The following is a 20,545-nucleotide window of genomic DNA, read 5'->3' on the forward strand; positions in this document are numbered from 1 at the left end:
AGACGGCTACGCTCGCAATCCCGGCGTCCCGACAGGCTCGGGCAACGCGGACAGCGATTTCGCCACGGTTGGCGATGAGCACCTTGCGCACGATGACGGTCCCCTCTCCTCACGATTCGTTTCTCGTTGCCGTTCCGCTACTGCAGGGCGCTCATGACCCAGGCGGCCGGACCGGGCTCCGTCGTCGGAGTCATGTGGTGCGCACGCGGGTGCCACCGGCGCGCATCCGGGCGCTGTCGGGCCTCCGCCCGCGCCGCGGCCACGGAGACCGCGGCGGTCACCGCCACGACGAGCGCGGCCAGTTCCTCGTCCGTCGGACTGCCGCGGACGATCCGCACCCCGCTCCGTGCGCCCGGCGCCGCGGCGTTGCTCACAGCGGGATGTTCCCGTGCTTGCGGGGCAGCCGCGTGACGCGCTTCGTGCGCAGCATGCGAAGAGCGCGTGCAACCTGGCTCCTGGTCTCCCGAGGCATGATCACCGCGTCCATGTATCCGCGTTCGGCCGCGACGTACGGGTTGCACAGCGCCTGTTCGTAACGCTCACGCAGCCGCTCCCGCTCCGCGTCCGGGTCGCCGGCCCGCTGAAGGGCGTCCCGGTGGAGCACGCTCACCGCTCCGTCGCCGCCCATGACGGCGATCTCCGCCGTGGGCCACGCCAGGTTGATGTCGGTGCCCAGGTGCTTGGAGCCCATGACTCCGTAACCACCGCCGTAGGCCTTGCGGGTGACGACGGTGACGAGGGGGACGGTGGCCTCGGCGTAGGCGTAGATCAGCTTGGCACCGCGGCGGATGATGCCGCCGCGCTCCTGGTCGATCCCGGGCAGGAAGCCCGGCACGTCGACGAACGTCAGCACCGGGATGTGGAAGGCGTCGCAGGTGCGGATGAACCGGGCGGCCTTCTCGCTCGCGTCGATGTCGAGGGCGCCGGCCGCGCAGAGGGGCTGGTTGGCGACCACCCCGACGCTGCGGCCCTCGACGCGGCCGAAGCCGCAGATGATGTTCTGCGCGAACAGCTGCTGGACTTCGAGGAGTTCACCGCCGTCCAGGACGCTGCACACCACCTGCTGCATGTCGTACGGTCGGCCGGGGTCGTCGGGGATGAGGGAGTCCAGCGCCTCGTCCTCGACCCGGATGCCGGGCTCCTCGGGGGAGGCGTAAACGGGCGGGTCGTCCATGTTGTTCGAGGGCAGATGACCGAGCAGGGCGCGGACGTAGTCGAGGGCGTCCTTCTCGTCCTCGGCCATGTAATGGGCGCTGCCCGAGAAGGCGTTGTGACCCAGCGCCCCGCCCAGCTCCTCCCGGTCCACCGACTGCCCGGTGATGGTGCGCAGGACCTCGGGGCCGGTGACGAACATGTGGGAGATGGCGTCGACCATCACGACGAACTCGGTGATCGCGGGCGCGTACACGGCCCCGCCCGCGCACGGCCCCATCATGAGCGAGATCTGCGGGATGACGCCGGACGCCTGGACATGGCGCTTGACCATCTCCGCATAGAGGGCGAGGGATTCGACCCCTTCCTGGATGCGGGCGCCACCGGAGTCGTTGATGCCGATCACCGGGCAGCCGGTGCGGATCGCCAGGTCCATCACCTTGACGACCTTGTGGCCGTACATTTCGCCCAGGCTGCCGCCGAAGACGGTGAAATCCTGGGCGTAAACGAATACCTGACGGCCATTGACTTCGCCGTACCCGGTGACCACACCGTCGCCGAGCGGCCGGTGCTCATGCATGCCGAAGTCGTGGCAGCGGTGGCGGACCAGCGCGTCGAGTTCGACGAACGATCCGGGATCCAGCAGAGCCGCGATGCGTTCGCGCGCGGTCATCTTCCCCTTGGCGTGCTGCCGTTCGACGGCGGTCTCGGAGGGCGCCAGCTGCTCGTTCCGCCGGGCGAGCTCGGCGAGCCGTTCCGCCGTGCTCCTGTCGGGCGCTGTGCTCATCGGTTCACCCGGAGCGCACCGAGCACCGCCGGCCACACCGTGTGCAGCTCGCGCTGCCAGTACGGCCAGGCGTGCGTACCGGTCACATGGAAGTTGGAGGTGACGTCCACGCCCTCCTCGCGCAGGACGCTCGCGAACCGGACGTTGGGGGTGTAGGTCGGTCCTTCGAGCATCCCGGCGAAGGGGTCGAAGGCCCCCTCCAGCCCGCCCGGCAATCCCGTCGCGGCCGACAGATGGACCTTGACGCCGCGTAGCCGCCGGGGGTGGCGGGCGGGGTTGTGGGCCTCCCACACGCTCGCCTGGCGCGCGGGTTCGCCCCACAGCTTGTTCGCGTCGATGCCTTCCCGTGCGCAGGTGAGGTAGATGAAGGTACGGGTGGCCTGTTCCTCGATATCGACGACCCCGCTGAAGGAGGCGGCGTAGGCGTATTCGCCGGGGTGGCGACCCGCGTAGTTGAGCGCGCCGAGTCCGCCCTCGGAGAGGCCGATCAGTGCTCTGCGCTTGTTCGCCTTGTATCCGCTCTCGAGGATCTGCGGAAGTTCGAGTGTGTGAAAGGTCTCCCACTTGGGGCCGTCCTTGCGGCCGCCGTCGTACCAGTTGGTGTAGAAGCCCGCCCGGCCGCCCTCGGGCGTCACGATGATGGCATCGCTGTCGGCGGCGAGTTGCTCGACGTCGGTCTCCCGGGTCCAGGAGGTGTAGTCGTCGCTCGCCCCCTGGAGCAGGTAGACGGTGGGGTAGGTGCGCTTGGACGTCGCGTGCCACGAGCGCGGCAGGATCACCCGTACCGGCATGTCGGCGCCCATCGCGGGCGAGGCGATGACGAGGTCGGCGGTGCGCTCGTCGAGCCGCTTGACGTCGACGACGCGCGCGCCGCTCGCCGCCTTCGCCTTGGGGAAGACGTACGGGGTCGCGGGCTTGCCGTCGTCGGCCATCGCGGCAGGCGCGGCGACCAGGGCGGATACGGCCACCAGGCACGCCAGAAGGACGGTCATCGGGTGCCGGGAGCGTCGCCGGCGCGCGACGGCGGGACCGCTCGGCGCGGAGCCGGGGCCGGTGGGGGCGGCCGCGGGGCTGTCGGGGTCCGGGGCTCGGCGGCTGGGCGCGGAGCGCATCGTCTTGCCGGAGGGGCCTGCTTCGGGGGCCAAGGCTTCCTTCCTTCGTCGTCGAGACTTGTCGCGTACGGTGAGGCTGGGGTGCGGAAAGCCGCGGTACCGGCAAGGGCGTTCCGGGCGGTGCGCCGGACCGGGCCTTGAGCCCCACGGCCGCCTGCGGTACAGGTCAGGTGTGTTCGTCCAGGGACGCCGTGAGGTGCTGGGCGATGACCTCCACATGAGGCGGGTCGATCAGCGACAGATGGTCACCGGGCACGGGGACGACCTGCAGCCCGGGGCACAGCGGTGCCCAGCCCAGGTCCCGGTCGTCCCGCAGGTACCGGGGATCGATGGCGGTGGTGAGCACCTGCGCCTCCTGCGCCCGGTAGAGGACGACCGGCCCGGAGTACGGACGTGGCAGATATCGCTCGCCGATACGGGCGTCGATGTACGAGGTGCGCTGGTGTTCCAGCACACCGGGGCTCATGTCGAGCCCGGCGTCTGCCACATGACGCATCAGGGTGTCGATCTGGTTCTGCTCGTCCATGCGGGCCATCTCCTCGTACGGCAACCGAAGCGGCCGGCCGTAGGCGGTCTCGACGTACTCCGCGAACCGTGCGAACCGCTCCAGCAGGATGTCCTCCGGCTCCGGTCCCGGCAGAGCGGCGGGCAGGATGGTGTCGATCAGGCCGACGAACCCGACGTGCTCGCCCCGGTCGTGGAGCCGCAGTGCGGTCTCGTACGCCAGGCAGCCGCCGAAGGACCAGCCGAGCAGCCGGTACGGGCCCTGGGGCTGCACGCCGCGGATGAGGCCCATGTAGTACTCCGCCTTCTCCTCCACCGTGGCCATCGCGTCCACGCGGTCGAGCCCGTAGACGGGCAGTTCGGCGGGCAGAAGTCCGGTCAGCGGCCGGTAGACGCTCGTGGGCCCGCCGGCGGGATGGAAGACGAACAGCGGGAGGCGGTCGGTCGCGGAACCGGGGTCCCGCAGGACCCGCAGGGGCGTCCCGCCCGTGCTGCCTTCGAGGGAGGGGCGGATCAGATCGGCCAGTGCGGCGACGGTGGGCGACTGCCGGATCTGCTCGGCCGTCGGTGCCACGTCCGTGGCTTCGAGCCGGGCACGGATGCCTGCGGCAAGGGCCCCGGCCCCGGCCGCGTCATCGCGCAGTCCGGGCAGTTCCTGGTGGACTCCGTCCGGGGCTTCGCCCGAGAGGTGGGTCCACACGCCCGCCACGAGGCGTTCGGCGGCGTCCCGGGGCAGCACGCCGCGCGGAAGGGCGGGCCGGGCGGCGGTCCTGGCCTTCTCCGCGGGGACGGGCGCGGCGTGCATGCCGAGTGCGGCCGACAGGGCCTCGGCCACATCGTCGAGGGTGCCGTCCCGCAGCAGCAGGGTCTCGGAGAGGACGGTGCCGAAGTCCTGTTTGACGGCGTTGCGGATGCGGACGGCCATGAGCGAGTCGAGGCCGAGGCGGGTGAGCGGCACCGTGGTGTCGATCTGCTGGTCGGGATAGCCCATGACCGTCGCGGTGCGCTGTGCCAGCCGTGCGCGCACCGCATCGAGCGCGGCTGCGGCCGGGAGCGCCCGCAGCGCCTCGGGGCCGCCCCAGTCCGCTGCCTCGTCGGTGGCACCGCGGACGAGTCCCGCGAAGTACGGCACGGATTCGAGCCCGGGGAAGGCCTCCACGACGCGTCGTACGTCCAGGCGTACGACGCCGGTGTACGGCCGGCCGCCGGTGACGATGAGCTGGAGGGCGTCCAGCCCCTCGCCGGGGGTGATCGGTTCAAGGGCGAGGGTGGTCATGTCGGGGGCGGCGCCGAGCCCGGCCCAGGGGCCCCAGGCGATCGACTCGCCCGGGGCGCCGCGGGCGCGGCGCTGCTGCACGAGCGCGTCGAGCCAGGCGTTGGCGGCCGCGTAGGCGGCCTGCCCCGGGGAGCCGAACAGCGCGGCGGCGGAGCTGAACGCCAGCCACCAGTCGAGGTCGTGGCCCGCCGTGGCCTCGTCGAGGTGGCGTGCTCCGTCGACCTTCGGCCGGAACACAGCGTCCAGGTCCGCCGGTTCGAGTCCGGTGACGACACGGTCACGCAGGACACCGGCCGCGTGGGCGACTCCGCACAGCCGGTGGCCCTCGCGTACGGCGGCCTCCACGAGCCGCGACGCGGTGCCGGGTTCGGCGATGTCGCCCTGGACGACCTCCACCGAGACGCCGAGTCCGCGCATCTCCGCGAGTTCGGCCTCCGCCTCGGGGCCCGGTGCGCGGCGGCCGTTGAGGACCAGCCGGCCCGCGCCGCGCTCGGCGAGCCGGCGGGCCGTTGCGAGGCCGAGGCCCCCGAGCCCGCCGGTGACGATGTACGCGCCGCCCGCGCGCGCGAAGGTCACCTCGACGGCGTCCTTGCCGAGGTCGGCCGGGGCCAGCCGGGCGGTGAACCGCGTGCCCGCCCGCCAGGCGACCTGGTCGGCGTCGCCGTCCCCGAGCAGCTCGCGGGCCAGGTCCTCGACGGCGCCCGGGGAACGGTCGATGTCGATGAGACAGGGCCGGAGATGGGGGTGCTCCAGGGCGAGGACGCGGAGCAGTCCGCGCAGGCACGCGCGGTCCGGGTCCCCTTTCTCCGCCGCGTTGACGGCCAGCGAGCGTTCGGTGACCAGGCACAGGCGCGGGGCCGTACGTGTCGTACCGCCGTCGGTGACCGCGGCGAGGGCGCTGGCGACCGCCGCGCAGCCGAGGACGGCCTCGCGGGCGCTCGTCGCGCCCGCCGCTTCCGCGAAGAGCACGGCCACAGCCGCCGCGTCTCCCTCCGCCACACCGTTCCGCCAGGCGGTGAGGGTGCGGTCCACCGAACCGGGGTCGGCCGGGGCGACGGTGACCCTGGTCCCCTCCTGTTCGAGGGCCGCCCGCAGTGCGGTGGCCTGCCGGCCCTCCTCTCCGGGACCGACGGTGAGCAGCAGCCAGTCCGTCGGTGCGGCGCCGGCCGTTGCCGACGCGGGGAGGGTGGTCTTGTCCCAGGCGATCTCGAAGACCGTCTCGTGCAGCGGGAGAGGCACTTCACCGGGCGTGGGAACGCGCAGCAGGACGTCCTCCGCCTCGACGAGCGCCGTTCCCCCGCTGTCCTCCATCCACAGGGACCAGCGGCTCCGCACCGGCGCGGTGTCGCCCTCCGTCTCCGTGTCCGCGCTCCGGGGGGAAGCGGGCCTGATGCGGCACTGGGTGGCGGCCGGCCCCGTACGCCGTACCCGGAGGGTGCCGATGCCGACGGGCAGGGCCTCGTCGGGAGCGGCCGCACGCACGACCGGTCGGGGACGGTCCGGCGCGGCCTCCGCGTCCGCCGTCTCCACGGCGGAGGCGGAGGCGGGCGCCCGCAGGCAGGCGTCGAACAGCGCGGGGTGCAAGTGCCAGCCCGCCGAGGCGTTGTCGGGCTCGGTTCCGTCCGGCGGCAGCAGGCGGACGGTGTACGACTCGGGGCCCGGCTCACCGGGGGCGGGCGCGCCCTGCGGTCCGGGGCTCCCCGGTGCGAAGGTCTCCGGTGACAGGCCGTCCGGTGCGAAGCCCTCCCAGGCCAGGCACTCCACGACGGCAGTGGCCGGCGATGTCCAACTCCCGGCGTCCGAACGGGCGTTGATGCTCACCGACGCGCATCCCGGTCCGGTCGGTTCGAGCAGCGTCGTCACGGGCGTACTGGCGGACAGCGGCTGGAGATGCCGCAGCGCCAGATCGCGTACGACGATGTCCTCGACGGGTGCGCCGAAGATCTCGGCGGCCGCGGCGAGCACCATCTCGGCGCAGGCGGCCAGGGTCAGCACCGCGGTTCCGTGCACCTCCTGTTCGGGGCGGTACCAGCCCTCGGTGCCCACATCGCCGTGCCACAGCGTGCACCGGGTGCCCGGGATGTCGGCGCGGGAGCCCAGGAGTGGGTGGCCGCCCGCGGGCCGGGCCGTCCGCCGGGCCGCCGGGCCGTCGTGCACCCAGTGCCGCACATGTCTCCACGGAGCGGTGGGCAGGGCCGTCCGCTTCCCCGCCGGCCACAACACCTCCGGCCGCTCCTGGACTCCGGCCGCGTGGAGGGCCGCAAGACTCGTCCGCAGCGCCACGGGCTCGTCGCTGTCCCGCCGCAGCGTGGGGAGCACCACAGTGTGGCGCCCGGCCGTGGCCTCGGCCGTCTCGCTCACGGGCAGGGCGGCGACGGGGTGCGGCGAGATCTCCAGGAAGGTCCGGTGTCCGTCCTCGGCCGCGGCGGTGACGGCCTGGCGCAGCAGGACCGGACGGCGGGCGTTGTCGCACCAGTGGCCGGCATCGGCAAGGGTCGTGCGGCGTGGGTCGTCGTGCACGGTGCCGTACCAGGGAATGGCGGGCTCTCGCGCCTCGATCCCCTCGAACGCCGTGCGCAGACGCGGCAGTACGGGGTCGACGGCGGCCGAGTGTCCAGCACCGCCGACGTCGAGAAGGCGGGCGCCGGCCCCCGACTCCTCGAGTTCCGCGACGAGTCGGCCGACCGGCCCGGCCGGGCCGGTCACCGTGCAGCGCAGCGGGGAGGCGTCGACGGCGACCGCGACACCCGGGAAGCGGGCGAGGAGAGCGGCGCGTTCGTCCTCGGGAACATCGATCGCGGCCATGGAACCGGCCTGCGCGGCATCGACGGTGGCGAGCAGTTCGGCACGGCGGAGCATGACCCGCAGGCCGTCGCGCGGATCGAGCGCTCCGGCGACGACGGCGGCAGCCACCTCGCCCATGGAGTGGCCGATGACCGCCTCGGGTTCGACGCCGTACGCCTGCCAGGTGCGGGCGAGCGCCAACTGAAGCCCGTACAGCAGCGGTTGGACCTGCTCCACGGCGGTCGGCGGGACGCCGCGGGTGATGCGGTCGCTGAGCGTCGTGCCGGTCTCCGCCTCGAAGACCGGGTCGAGGGCGCGGACGGCGGCGGCGAACTCCTCGTCGCCCTCCAGCATGCCGCGGCCCATGCCGTCCCACTGGGAGCCGTAGCCGGAGAAGACGAACACCGGTCCGGCGTCGCCGAGTTCACCCGTGTCGAGGGTGCGCGGTCCGAAGACGCCCGCGGCCGGCCGACCGTTGCCGAGTGCGCGCAGTCCGGCGGCCAGGGCGTCACGGTCGCGGCCGACGACGGCGGCGCACGCCGGGCCGTATCGATGGCGGCCGAGGGTGTGGGCCAGATCCTCGGCGGGCGTACCCAGCCCTGCCGGGGAGGTGATCCAGTCGGCGAGCGCCAGGGCGGTGTCGCGCAACCGGCCGGCGGAGCCCGCCGAGAGGAGGAGGGTGTGCGGGGGCGCGGTCGCCCGGTCCCCGGACTCCGTGGGCTGTGCGGAAGCAGGTGTGTCTGCCTTCCACTGTTCGAGGACGGCGTGGGCGTTGGTCCCGCCGAATCCGAAGGCGGACACGCCCGCACGCGCCGGGCGCCCGCCCTCGCCGGCCAGCGGCGTGGTCTCGTCGACCACGCGCAGGCGCGATGCCTCGAAGTCGATGTGCGGATTGGGCGTACGGAAGTGCAGGCTCGCCGGGAGCGTGCCGTGGTGCAGGGACAGTACGGTCTTGATGACGCCGGTGATGCCCGCGGCGCCCTCCAGATGTCCGATGTTGCTCTTGACCGATCCGATCAACAGCGGTCGTCCGGCGGGCCGTTCGGTTCCCATGACGGCGCTGAGCGCACTCGCCTCGATCGGGTCGCCGAGCAGTGTGCCGGTGCCGTGCGCCTCCACGTAGTCGATGTCCGCGGGGTCGACTCCGGCGTCCTTGGTGGCCGTACGGAGCAGGGCCTGCTGGGCTTCGGGGTTCGGGGCCACCATGCCGGCCGAGCGTCCGTCGGAGTTGACGGCGGAGCCGCGGACCAGCGCGAGCACCCGGTCGCCGTCGCGCAGCGCGTCGTCCAGGCGTTTGAGCACCACGACTCCGCACCCCTCACCGCGTGCGATGCCGTCGGCGGAGGCGTCGAACGCCTTGCACCGACCGTCCGGTGCGAGCGCGCCCGCCAGTTCGAAGCCGGCCGTGACGGCCGGGGAGAGCAGGACGTTGACCCCGGCGGCCAGTGCCGTGTCGCACTCCTCCGCGCGGAGGCTGCGGCACGCCTGGTGCAGCGCGACGAGCGACGCCGAGCAGGCCGTGTCGATCGTGAGGCTGGGTCCGCGCAGATCGAGGATGTACGACAGCCGGTTCGCCACGATGCTGGCCGCCGCACCGGTGCTGGTCCACTCGCTCACCCGCGCGGGGTCGGCCGTGGTCAGCAATCCGTAGTCGAGGGAGCTGAGGCCGACGAACACGCCCGTCGGGCCGGCGCGCAGCGAGGGTGCAGGGATGCCCGCGTGGTCCAGGGCTTCCCAGGCGACCTCCAGAAGCAGGCGCTGCTGAGGGTCCATCAACTGAGCCTCGCGGGGGGTGATGCCGAAGAACTCGGCATCGAACCCGGCAATGTCGGTGAGGAATCCGCCCCAGCGCGGGGTGCGGGCGAGAGCCGCGGAGACGGCGGCCGAGCCGTCGTCGTAGTCCTGCCAGCGCTCCTCCGGCACCACGCTCACGGCGTCCCGGCCGTTCAGCAGGAACTCCCAGAAGGAGTCCGGGCCCTCGATGCCGCCCGGGAGGCGGCAGCCGATGCCCACGACGGCGACGGGCTCCCCTCCGCGGCGCGTCTCGGGACGCCTCGTGTCCTTCGCCGCAGCCCGTGCCGTTTCGGTCCGGCCCTCTGGGGACCACCCGGGCGTGGTGCCGGTGAGGCGGCGCACCAGAGCGGTGACGCTCGGGTTCTCCCACAGCAGTGTGGCCGGGAGGGTGCGGCCGAGCGCCTCCTGCAACTCTTCCGAGAGACCGACCGCGTCGCGGGAGGACAGCCCGTAGTCGGCCAGCGGCCGGTCGGTGTCGATGTCCTCCGGGGCGACGGCACACCGCTCGGCGACGAGGCGCAGCAGCAGTGCGCGGACCCCCGGCTCCCCCGCCGTACCGTCCGTGTCCGGCGCTGCGTCGGATTCCCTGTCCTCCGGGGTCATTCGGCTCCCCCGGCTCCTGCCCGGTTCAGGCCCACGGGCTCCGACCACGTGCCCGCCAAGTAGTCCTGACGGCAGGCACTGCGCGCGACCTTCCCGCTGCTGGTGCGCGGTACCGTGCCGGGCGGCGCGAGGACGAAGTCGTACACGGGCAGGCCGTGTTCGAAGAAGACGGCGTCCCGTACGGCCCGCTCGGCGGCCTCGCGCTCCCTCCCGGGGTCGGCGACGTGGCGGGAGTGCTCAGCGACGATGACCAGTCGCTCCGTGCCGTCCACGGTCAGGGCGAACGCGGCCACGTGGTCGTACCGGATGAGGGCGTGCGCTTCCTGGGCGACCGACTCGATGTCCTGCGGGTAGTGGTTCGTGCCGTCGACAATGATCAAGTCCTTGATCCTGCCGGTGACATACAACTGGCCGTCGTGCATCGCCCCGAGGTCGCCCGTACGCATCCACCGCCGCGCACCGGCTTCCTCCGTACCCGTGTGTGACGAGGCACCGCGGGACGGCTCGCCGTCCGGGTCACCGGCGAGCACCGCGGCGAAGATCTCGGCGCTGCGCGAGGGACTGCGCCAGTAGCCTCGCGCGACGTTCGGGCCGCGTACCCAGATCTCGCCCACGGCGCCGTCCGCCAGTCCGTGGCAGTTCGTGGGGTCGACAATGGCGACTTCCTGGCCGACCGGACGCCCGCACGCGACGAGCTCGGTGAAGGTTCCGGGCTCGGCGTCGGCCGCGACGGGGCGGGCCGTGCCCTGCCCCAGCGACTCCCGGTCGAACGCGGTCACCCGCGGGGCGCTGCCGATCGGCGGGGCGGAGACGAAGACGGTGGCCTCCGCGAGGCCGTACGAGGGCCGGATCATCTCCGGGCGCATCCCGCAGGCGGCGAAAGCCTGCTGGAAACGGTCGAGGGTGTCGGCCCGGACCGGCTCGGCGGCGTTGATCATGACCGCCACGTCCTGCAGTGCCAGGCTCGCCCGCTGCTCCTCCTTCACGCGCCGCGCGCAGAAGTCGTACGCGAAGTTCGGAGCAGCGGTCACGGCACCGGGGTGGGCGGAGAGCAGATGCAGCCACCGCACCGGCTCCTGCACGAAGGCCAGTGGTTCGGTGATCACCGAGTGGGCGCCGCTGACGACGGGTACGGCCACGGTCACCACGAGACCCATGTCGTGGAAGAGCGGAAGCCACGAGACGAAGGTGTTCCGCTCGCGGTCGATGCCGTAAGCCGTGATCAGCTGCCGGCAGTTGGCCACGACGCTCGCGTGTGTGACCTCCACGCCGGACGGGTTGCGGGTGGACCCGGAGGTGTACTGGAGGTACGCGCAGTCCTCCGGCCGTACGAGCACCGCCTCCTGTGCGCCGGGCAGGTCGGCCGCCCGGCTCTCGAGTTCGGCGAGGCCCGCGGTGACCGTGCGGGACCGGCCGGACAGCCGCTTACTGGCGCGGAACTCCTCGAGGGCCGCCCGGGCGGGCTCCGTGGTCAGAACGCAGGCGGGGCGCGTGTCGGTGAGCACGGCGGCGAGCTTCTCGTCATGGCCGGGGAGGGTGGGCGGGAACAACGGCACGGCGATCGCACCGGCCCGCAGAGCCCCGAGGAAGCCGATGACGTACTCGGGCCCCTGGGGGGAGACCACCGCGACCCGCTCCCCGGGGGCCGCGCCGGCCTCGGCGAGGAGCCCGGCCATCGTGCCCGCATGCCGGTCGAGTTCGGACCAGGAGAGCGTGGTGCGGCGCCCGGCGGAATCGGCCGCGTAGTCGACGAAGGTGAAGGCGGGCTCGTCCGGAATCGTCGCCGCAGCGCGCGCCATGAGGGTGACGAGCGTGTCCCCGGCAGCGCTCGAGGCCCCCATCACATCGGTGTCGTGACATGCGGACATCGTCGCTGCACCCTCCGGTGGATCATCCGGCATGGCTTCCCTCTTCCCGCAGCGAGCTCCACCGGAGGCGAGGCATAAGACGCCAATAGTCCGAGAGTTGATATTTTGGACGTTAAAGTCGCCATTGGTATATGTCAAATACCTATGGTCCATTTGAATTACTGCGAATGGTGGCGAACTCATGCACGAGCGGGGCACCTCCGACCGGGCCCCGGATGCACCGCGTCCCCCGGGGGCCGACCGGCAAAGGGGTGGCCGCAAGGGGCCGGACGGGTGACTACGGGCTCCTGGCGGCGCTCGCGTTCGCGGCATTCATGACGTGCCTCGACAACACGGTCGTCAATGTGGCGCTGCCGCTCGTCCAGCAAGACCTCGGCCTCCACCTGGCCGATCTGGAGTGGGTGGCCGCGGCGTATCCGCTGACCTTCGCCGCGCTGCTCACCGGTGGCCGGTCGGCCGACGTCTGGGGGGGGCGGCGGCCGACCCTGCTGACCGGTCTTGGCCCTTTCACCACCGTGTCACTGCTCTGCGGGCTGTGCGGACCGGCGGCCGGCTCATCTCCTGCCGCGGCCTTCAGGGCACCCGGGGCGGCCCTCGTCATCCCGGCTTCGCTTGCCGTGCTGACGCGGGATCTGGGGACGCGGGCCCGGACCGCCGGTGTCGCGACCTGGATGGCGGCGCTGGCCGCGGCGGCCGCATTTCCGGAGGGTTACGAGGCTGGTCTGATGGTGGCGGCGGCGCTGGTGGCCGTCGGAGCGTTGTGGCCGGGCTGGCATTGCGCCCCTCGCATTCCCGTAGACGTATCGCGCGGCGGGCGCATTGCGAATCGTTTCCGTGGATTCGGGCTCTCTCCGCCAACCGGAGTCCGGGCATCGGCGGTTACCCGAAAACGGACGACGGAATTTGCCACCATCGCTTTCCGGGCCGCTGAATTGCGGACCGCATCCCGGAGGCCGTCGTATGACACGCCGGTTCAAGGAAGGCGTCCGGTGCGCGACAGTTGGGGCGCCCGGGCACTACGTGAACGCCCAGGACCTGTGGTTCCCTGGCACCGGGTACTCCTGGGCCGGCCGGGGCGCACGCCGGGATCGCGGGGGTGGTACGGGCCGGTGGTACTTCCAGCGGCATTGCACCACGCGCACCGTGCACTCTGGTACGACTAATTCTCCTTTCCTTGAACGGCCTTGAGACGCGGTGCTTTCCTGGCCATATCCGAACCGGCGGGCCGCCCACCCTCCCGGGGGAGTTACGACAGGCGGTCTGCCGTCGGTTTTCACCGGCGGAATGCAGTCCGGCCGCCGAGTCGCTGGGCAGGCTTCTCCGCGGAGTGGTGGAAAACCGGTCGGCGCCTTTCGGGTGCCGCCCGGCGCGGCCCGCCTCTCCCGACAGAAGGAGCCCCCCATGCGAGCTACCCGCAGGATCTCGGCGCTGTTCGGGTCCGCAGCCCTGGCCATGGGCCTGGCGCTCGTCCCGACCAACGCGCAGGCCGTACAGGTCGTCGGCTGCAGCGAGGACGCGCTGGTCAACGCCATCACCGCGGCGAATCTCATCGGAGGGGACGACCTGGTGCTGTCCCCGCTCTGCACCTACACGCTCACCCAGGCCCACAGCGCCGACGGTGGCTCGGGGCTACCGGACATCACCACGCCGATCAGCCTCTCCGGTGTCAGCACCGAGATCGTCCGCTCCGAGGCCGCCGCCGACTTCCGTGTCCTCAAGGTGGACGGGCAGGGCCTGAACAGCGGGGAGCTCAAGCTCAGCGGCGTGACCGTCCGGGGCGGCAAGGCCGCAGCCGGGCAGCCGGGTGGCGGCGTCGCCAACCTCGGCGGTGACCTCATGCTGGTCAGCAGCGCTCTGCGCAACAACGAGGCGGCCCAGGGCGGCGGGCTCTACAACGACGCGGGTACCTCGAACCTCGTCGGAAGTGCGGTCGTCGGCAACACCGCGACCACCGCGGGCGGGGGCGGGGGCATTTACGAGGCGTCGGGCTCGGTGAACCTCGTGGCGACGCTCGTCCGCAGTAACTCGCCGAACAATTGCGCCCCGGTGGGCAGCGTCCCGTTCTGCGGAGTCTGAAGCAGGAACGGCCACCGGAAAAGCAGCGGGCCCCGGCCGAGTGATCCCCCACGGCGGCCGGGGCCCGCACCGTGCCTGCCCGTCGAGAAGGGGCGGGCAGACACAGGCCGGGGTTCCGAGGGTCAGCGGCCCTCGTGCAGCACCATGGCGGAGCCTCCGCCGCGGCGCTTCGGTTCGGCGACGGCCTCGACCCTGCCGTCCGGCAGGAACTCCAGCGCGGCCACGGCCCCGATCTCCGGGGACGGTGTGAAGGTCTCCGGTGCCAGGACGAAGGAGTGGCCGAGCTTTTCCAGTTCCTTGCTCTCCGGTGACTTCAGGAAGGCGGGTTCGGCTTCGGTGTCGGCCCGGTTGCGCTGCGAGATGCGCGGCGCGGCGACCGCCTCCGGAAGCGACATGCCGAGGTCCAGACGGTTGACCAGCGTCTGCAGCACCGTGGTGATGATCGTGGCCCCGCCGGGTGAGCCGACCGCCATCTGCGGCTCCCCGTCCTTCAGCACGATCGTCGGCGACATGCTGCTCCGCGGACGCTTGCCGGGTCCGGGCAGGTTCGGGTCCGGCACGCCTTCGGTGACCGGCGTGAAATTGAAGTCCGACAGCTCATTGTTGAGCAGGAAGCCGCGGCCGGGCACGGTGATGCCCGAGCCGCCGGTCTGCTCGATGGTCAGGGTGTAGGAGACGACGTTGCCCCAGCGGTCGGACGTGACCAGATGAGTCGTCGAGGGGCCCTCGTACGGCTCCTTGCCTCCCTTGGCCTGTGTACAGCCCGAGCCGGGCGAGCGCGGGTCCGCCGGTGCCACCGGGCTCTTCAGAACGGAGTCGGGCCGGATCAGGCACGCCCGCTCCTCGCCGAACTTCTTCGACAGCAGTTCCTCGGTGGGCACGTCGGAGAAGGCCGGGTCGCCCACCCAGCGGTTGCGGTCGGCGAACGCGATCCGGCCCGCCTCGATGTACCGGTGCAGGGCTTGCGTCCGGTCCTCCGGCGAGAGCTTGAAGTTCTCCAGGATGTTCAGGGCCTCGCCGACGGTCGTGCCGCCGGAGGAAGACGGCGCCATGGAGTAGATGTCGTGGCCTCGATAGGTCGTCCGTGTCGGGGCCCTGCGCACCGTCTCGTAGGCGGCGAGATCGCCCCGCTCCATGAGCCCTCGGCGGACGTTCCGTTCCGAGCCGGGCGCCACGGGCGGCTTCTGTACGGTGCGGACCACGTCGCGGCCGATGTCGCCGCGGTAGAGCGCGTCCACGCCCTTCCGGCCGAGTTCCTTGTACGTACGGGCGAGACCGGGGTTGCGGAAGCGCGAGCCGACGACGGGGAGTTCACCGTTCGGCAGGAACAGTTCGGCGGTGGAGCTGAAATCGCGGAAGCGCTTCTCATTCATCTCCGTCTGCGCCCGGAACTCCTCGTTCACCACGAAGCCGTCGCGGGCGAGGCGGGTGGCCGGACGCAGGGCCCGGCCGAGTCCCACCGTGCCCCAGTCGTCCAGGGCCTTCTCCCAGGTCGCCGGTGTGCCGGGCACACCGACGGAGAGGCCCGAATTGACGGCCTCGTCGAAGGGGATGGGCTTGCCGGTCGACGGGTCGACGAAGGCGTCCTCACCCATACGGGCGGGCGCGGTCTCCCGGCCGTCGATCGTGCGCACCTTCTTGGACTTGGCGTTGTAGTAGACGAAGAAGCCGCCGCCTCCGATGCCCGCCGAGTACGGCTCGACGACGCCGAGCGCCGCCGCGGTGGCCACCGCGGCGTCAACCGCGTTGCCGCCCTTGCGCAAGACCTTGAGACCGGCCTCGGACGCGTACGGGTTCACGCTGGAGACCGCGCCGCCACTGCCCCGGGCGACCGCCTGCTTCGGTGGCGGCTCGGATCCGGAGGGGCTGTCGTGGCCGGCGGGCGAGGAGCCGAACGCCGCGGGGATCAGCAGGGGACAGGCGAGAGCCGCGGTGCATGCGGCAGCGACGACGGCGCGGTGGACAGCCATGTAGCCTCCGGGACCTCGTGAGGGGAATTGACGAAACCCTTCCAGTGCCGGAGTGGATCGGGCAATGAGAAACCGCATTATTTGCGCGAGATCTGAGGTTTCCGGTCGGTAACCGGGGGCGGATGGACTGCACCCGTTCCGTGGCGGGATCACCGAACCGGCGGCGGGCTGTCTCCCGACCGTTCGGTCCGCACCAACGGAACCGCCGACCTGTATGCGTCTGCTCAGGGACTATCCCGGCGCGAGGTCAACGGCAGGGCATTGTCCCGACAGCGGAATTCATCCTTCGACGGCCCGGCGTCCCCTCGATGACATGAGGCCTGCCAGTTCCCGGCCGACGGCCTGACCTGCTGCCCTCCATGGATCCGAGGATGCCGTCATGAGGCGCCATCCGCGCACGCCCAGGGTGTGTTGCGGGGGTACCGGAGCACCAACCCCTATGAGGTGCGATCGCGCCCGAATACTCTGGCTCCGCGCCCGAGCGCAATGTGGCGCTGATACGACAATTGCGCGCCGGGCGTCTTTCCCGGGCCGCGCCGTGCGATCCGGTTCAGCGCTCCGCCAATCAGGGCAATTCCGAGTCACGACTATGGCGTGCCGAAGCGGCCCGCGCGCCTACTGGTGCTACCGACCGGTGGGTTGCTCATCTGGCCGGGGGACGAGGCAAACCCGATGTGAATTCATCGTCATTCGCCCGTAGTTGGCACCCTTCCTCGATGGATCATGCGCGCGCACTCGTGCTTCGGTTCAGTCGGAACAGCGAGCGGCTCACCTCCACAACCGCACTCGGAGGGCCGCTTCGTGGCATTCTCGATCACCCGGGTGACTTCGTCACCGAATCCAACGGTCTTCGGGCAGACAGTCGCCATCACCGCTCAAGTCATCCCCCTCGGTTTCGGAACTCCCACCGGCACCGTCACCTTCACCATCGTGGGCGGGCCCACCCTGACCGGAACGCTCTCCGGCGGTTCAGTCACTGTCACCACGAACGCCATCACCCCCGGTCTCCGCCAGATCGTCGCCCAGTACAGCGGCGACTCCAACTTCAACCCGTCCAGCGGCACGGCGAACCAGCTCGTCCTCAAGGCATCGACCACCACTACGGTGACGTCCTCGCCCGACCCGTCGAACTTCGGTCAGGCGGTCACGCTCACCGCGAACGTCACGCCGAACGCTCCTGGCGCGGGGACTCCGACCGGCACCGTGACATTCGTCGTCAGCGGCGGCGGGGGCGGCACCCTGACCGGGACTCTGTCCGGCGGAGTGGCGACGGTCACCACCAGCTCGCTGGCACCGGGCTCGCACAACATCACCGCCACGTACAACGGAAACGCCAACTTCAACAGCTCCAGCGACACCGACACCCACAACGTGTCGAACAAGGCGTCCTCCACCACGACGGTGTCGTCAACGCCGGACCCCTCGACGTTCGGCCAGACGGTCACGATCACCGCCAACGTGTCGCCGGTACCGCCCGCCGTAACGACACCGACCGGGACCGTCACCTTCGTCATCAGCGGTGGTGGAGGCGGAACGCTGACGGGAATACTCGTCGGGGGTGTCGCCACGGTGACCACCGGAGCGCTGACCGCGGGCTCGCACAACATCACCGCCACGTACAACGGCGACGTCAATTACAACGGCTCGAGCGGCACGGATACGCAGACCGTCAACAAGTCGGCGACGACCACCATCGTGACTTCCTCGCCCGACCCCTCCGTCTCGGGGCAGACCGTCACCTTCACAGCGAGCGTCACGGCGAATCCGCCGGGCTCGGGCACTCCGACCGGGGTCGTCAACTTCTCCATCGACGGCGGCCCGGCCCAGCCCGCCACCCTGAATGGCTCCGGCCAGGCCTCCATCACCTCCAGCACGCTCACAGCGGGCCCCCATACCGTCGCGGCAACCTACGTCGGGGACACCAACTTCAACGGGTCCAGCGGCACCGATACGCACAACGTCAATCAGGCGTCCACGACCACGACAGTGGTCTCGTCGCCCGACCCGTCCGTGTTCGGACAGGCGGTCACGCTCACGGCCATCGTCACCGCGAATCCGCCGGGCTCGGGCACACCCACAGGCACCGTCAACTTCTCCATCGACGGCGGACCCAACCAGTCCGCCACGCTCAACGGCTCCGGCCAGGCGTCCATCACCACCAACACCCTGACCGTCGGCGCCCACAACATCAGCGCCGCCTACGCCGGGGACGGCAACTACACCGCTTCCAGCGACACCGACACCCACAACGTCAACAAGGCCAACACGACCACGACCGTCACCTCGTCGCCCGACCCCTCCGTCTCGGGCCAGTCGGTCACCTTCACCGCCGCGGTCACCGCGAACGCACCCGGCGCCGGCACGCCTACGGGCACCGTCAACTTCCTCATCACCAACGGCGTCACCACGGTGTCACTCTCCGGGACCGTGAACGGCAGCGGAGTCGCCACCGTCAGCTCGCCTCTGGCCGCGGGCAGTTACCTCATCGCCGCGGCGTACCTCGGGGACAGCAACTTCAACGCCTCGGCCGACACCGACAATCACCAGGTCAACAAGGCCAACACCACCACGACCGTCACGTCGTCGCCCGACCCCTCCGACTCTGGACAGTCGGTCACCTTCACCGCCTTCGTGCTGCCTGTGGCCCCGGGGGGCGGCGTCCCCACGGGTACGGTCAACTTCGTCGTCACCAACGGCGTCACCACCGTGAACCTCAGCGGAACCCTGGACGGCAGCGGAGTCGCAACCGCCAGCGCCCCGCTTCCCGCGGGCCCCACGTACACCATCACCGCCACCTACGTCGGGGACTCCAACTTCAACGGCTCCAGCGACACCGACACCCACAACGTCGACAAGGCCGACACCACCACCAACGTCACCTCGACGCCCGACCCCTCCGACTTCGGGCAGACGGTCACAATCACAGCCACCGTCACCGCAGTTGCACCGGGTTCCGGGACCCCCACAGGAACCGTCAACTTCTCCATCGACGGCGGACCCAACCAGCCCGCCGCGCTCAACGGCTCCGGCCAGGCATCCATCACCACCAACACCCTGACCGTCGGCACCCACAACATCGTCGCCACCTACGTCGGGGACTCCGCCTTCAACGGCTCCAGCGACACCGACAGCCATGACGTCGTCGCAGCCGACACCACCACAACGGTCGCGTCCTCGCCCGACCCCTCCGACTTCGGCGAAACCGTCACCATCACCGCCACCGTCACCGCGAACGCACCCGGATCGGGTACACCCACCGGAACCGTCAACTTCTCCATCGACGGCGGACCCAACCAACCGGCTACGCTCAACGGCTCCGGCCAGGCGTCCATCACCACCAACACCCTGTCGACCGGCAACCACACCATCGTCGCCACCTACGTCGGGACGACGAGCTTCAACACCTCCACCGGCAACGACACGCACACTGTCGCGGCGGCCGACACGACCACCATCGTGACGTCGTCGCCCGACCCCTCCGTCTCGGGCCAGTCGGTCACCTTCACCGCCCTCGTGGCGCCGGTGTTCCCGGGCGCCGGAGTTCCGACGGGTACGGTCGGATTCGTCGTCACCGACGGCGTCACCACCGTGACCCTCAGCGGGACGCTGGACGGCAGCGGCGTCGCCACCGCCAGCTCCCCTCTCCCTGCGGGCAGTTACACCGTCACCGCCACATACGGCGGGGACGGCAACTACACCGGCTCCAGCGACACCGACACCCACAACGTCAACAAGGCCAACACCACCACCAACGTCACATCCTCGCCCGACCCCTCCGACGTCGGGCAGACGGTCACCTTCACGGCCACCGTCACCACGAACGCACCGGGCTCCGGCACACCGGCCGGAACCGTCAACTTCGTCGTCACTGACGGCATCACCACGGTGAACCTGTCGGGGACCCTGAATGGCAGTGGAGTCGCGACCGCGAGCACGAATGCGCTGGGCGCCGGGACTTACACCGTCACCGCCACATACCTCGGCGACAGCAACTTCAACTCCTCGGTCGGCGCGGACACGCATGACGTCGATGCGGCCGACACCACCACGACGGTTGCGTCCTCGCCCGACCCATCCGACTTCGGCGAGCTGGTCACCATCACCGCCACGGTGACAGCGAACGCACCCGGATCCGGCACACCAGCCGGAACCGTCAACTTCTCCATCGACGGCGGACCGGCGCAGTCCGCAACGCTGAACGGCTCCGGCCAGGCATCCATCACCACCAGTGCACTGTCGGTCAGCACCCACAACGTCCTCGCCACCTACGTCGCCACCACCGACTTCAACACCTCCACCGGCAACGACACCCACACCGTCGTCGCAGCCGACACCACCACCACCGTCACCTCCAACCCCGACCCGAGCGACTCCGGCGAAACCGTCACCATCACCGCCGCGGTGACCGCGAACGCCCCTGGCTCGGGCACACCGGCGGGCACGGTCAACTTCTCCATCGACGGCGGACCCAACCAACCCGCAGCACTGAACGGTGCGGGCCAAGCCACCATCACCACCAACACGCTGTCGGTCGGTACACACAACGTCGTCGCCACCTACGTGGCCACCACCGACTTCAACACCTCCACCGGCAACGACACCCACACCGTCGTCGCAGC

General features: G+C 71.0%; 10 protein-coding genes. 3 read left to right on the forward strand and 7 right to left on the reverse strand.

Annotated elements, in window-relative coordinates:
* The 6 genes from AB0M26_RS29340 to AB0M26_RS29365 all read right to left on the reverse strand — a co-directional run.
* A partial coding sequence (locus AB0M26_RS29340) for a biotin carboxylase N-terminal domain-containing protein (protein ID WP_308427085.1) occupies window positions 1–91 on the reverse strand: 91 nt, incomplete at its 3' end.
* A 46-nt stretch (window positions 92–137) separates the two neighbouring features.
* Window positions 138–374: an acyl-CoA carboxylase epsilon subunit gene (locus tag AB0M26_RS29345; protein ID WP_365265673.1), complete on the reverse strand. Its 237-nt coding sequence runs from the start codon at window positions 372–374 to the stop codon at window positions 138–140.
* Window positions 371–1,939, reverse strand: a complete 1,569-nt coding sequence (locus tag AB0M26_RS29350) for an acyl-CoA carboxylase subunit beta (RefSeq protein ID WP_365265675.1) — start codon at window positions 1,937–1,939, stop codon at window positions 371–373. Before AB0M26_RS29350 ends, AB0M26_RS29345 begins: the two co-directional genes overlap by 4 nt.
* Window positions 1,936–3,084, reverse strand: coding sequence for an alpha/beta hydrolase family protein (locus AB0M26_RS29355; protein ID WP_365265677.1), 1,149 nt, complete (start codon window positions 3,082–3,084; stop codon window positions 1,936–1,938). Before AB0M26_RS29355 ends, AB0M26_RS29350 begins: the two co-directional genes overlap by 4 nt.
* 133 nt (window positions 3,085–3,217) lie before the next feature.
* Complete coding sequence (locus AB0M26_RS29360) at window positions 3,218–10,012, reverse strand: SDR family NAD(P)-dependent oxidoreductase (protein ID WP_365265679.1); 6,795 nt, start codon at window positions 10,010–10,012, stop codon at window positions 3,218–3,220.
* Window positions 10,009–11,880 (reverse strand): fatty acyl-AMP ligase, encoded by a 1,872-nt coding sequence (locus AB0M26_RS29365; RefSeq protein WP_365265681.1) that lies wholly within the window; start codon window positions 11,878–11,880, stop codon window positions 10,009–10,011. The genes AB0M26_RS29360 and AB0M26_RS29365 overlap by 4 nt, the downstream gene beginning before the upstream one ends.
* 251 nt (window positions 11,881–12,131) lie before the next feature.
* Between AB0M26_RS29365 and AB0M26_RS29370 the strand changes: the two genes are divergently transcribed.
* Complete coding sequence (locus AB0M26_RS29370; RefSeq protein ID WP_365265683.1) at window positions 12,132–13,043, forward strand: MFS transporter; 912 nt, start codon at window positions 12,132–12,134, stop codon at window positions 13,041–13,043.
* Window positions 13,044–13,281: 238 nt separating this feature from the next.
* Window positions 13,282–13,956: a hypothetical protein gene (locus AB0M26_RS29375; protein WP_365265685.1), complete on the forward strand. Its 675-nt coding sequence runs from the start codon at window positions 13,282–13,284 to the stop codon at window positions 13,954–13,956.
* A 122-nt stretch (window positions 13,957–14,078) separates the two neighbouring features.
* Here AB0M26_RS29375 and ggt read toward each other — a convergent pair whose 3' ends face one another.
* Complete coding sequence (gene ggt, locus AB0M26_RS29380) at window positions 14,079–15,926, reverse strand: gamma-glutamyltransferase (RefSeq protein WP_365265687.1); 1,848 nt, start codon at window positions 15,924–15,926, stop codon at window positions 14,079–14,081.
* An 801-nt stretch (window positions 15,927–16,727) separates the two neighbouring features.
* Between ggt and AB0M26_RS29385 the strand changes: the two genes are divergently transcribed.
* On the forward strand, window positions 16,728–20,545 hold a 3,818-nt coding region (locus AB0M26_RS29385; RefSeq protein ID WP_365265689.1), incomplete at its 3' end, for an Ig-like domain-containing protein.

This window comes from Streptomyces sp. NPDC051776 (assembly GCF_040681345.1).
Lineage (GTDB): Bacteria > Actinomycetota > Actinomycetes > Streptomycetales > Streptomycetaceae > Streptomyces.

Coding starts and splice junctions, on each gene's coding strand:
- ggt (WP_365265687.1), bottom strand. CDS start 15,926: ATGGCTGTCCACCGCGCCGTCGTCGCTGCCGCATGCACCGCGGCTCTC.
- AB0M26_RS29375 (WP_365265685.1), top strand. CDS start 13,282: ATGCGAGCTACCCGCAGGATCTCGGCGCTGTTCGGGTCCGCAGCCCTG.
- AB0M26_RS29350 (WP_365265675.1), bottom strand. CDS start 1,939: ATGAGCACAGCGCCCGACAGGAGCACGGCGGAACGGCTCGCCGAGCTC.
- AB0M26_RS29360 (WP_365265679.1), bottom strand. CDS start 10,012: ATGACCCCGGAGGACAGGGAATCCGACGCAGCGCCGGACACGGACGGT.
- AB0M26_RS29365 (WP_365265681.1), bottom strand. CDS start 11,880: ATGTCCGCATGTCACGACACCGATGTGATGGGGGCCTCGAGCGCTGCC.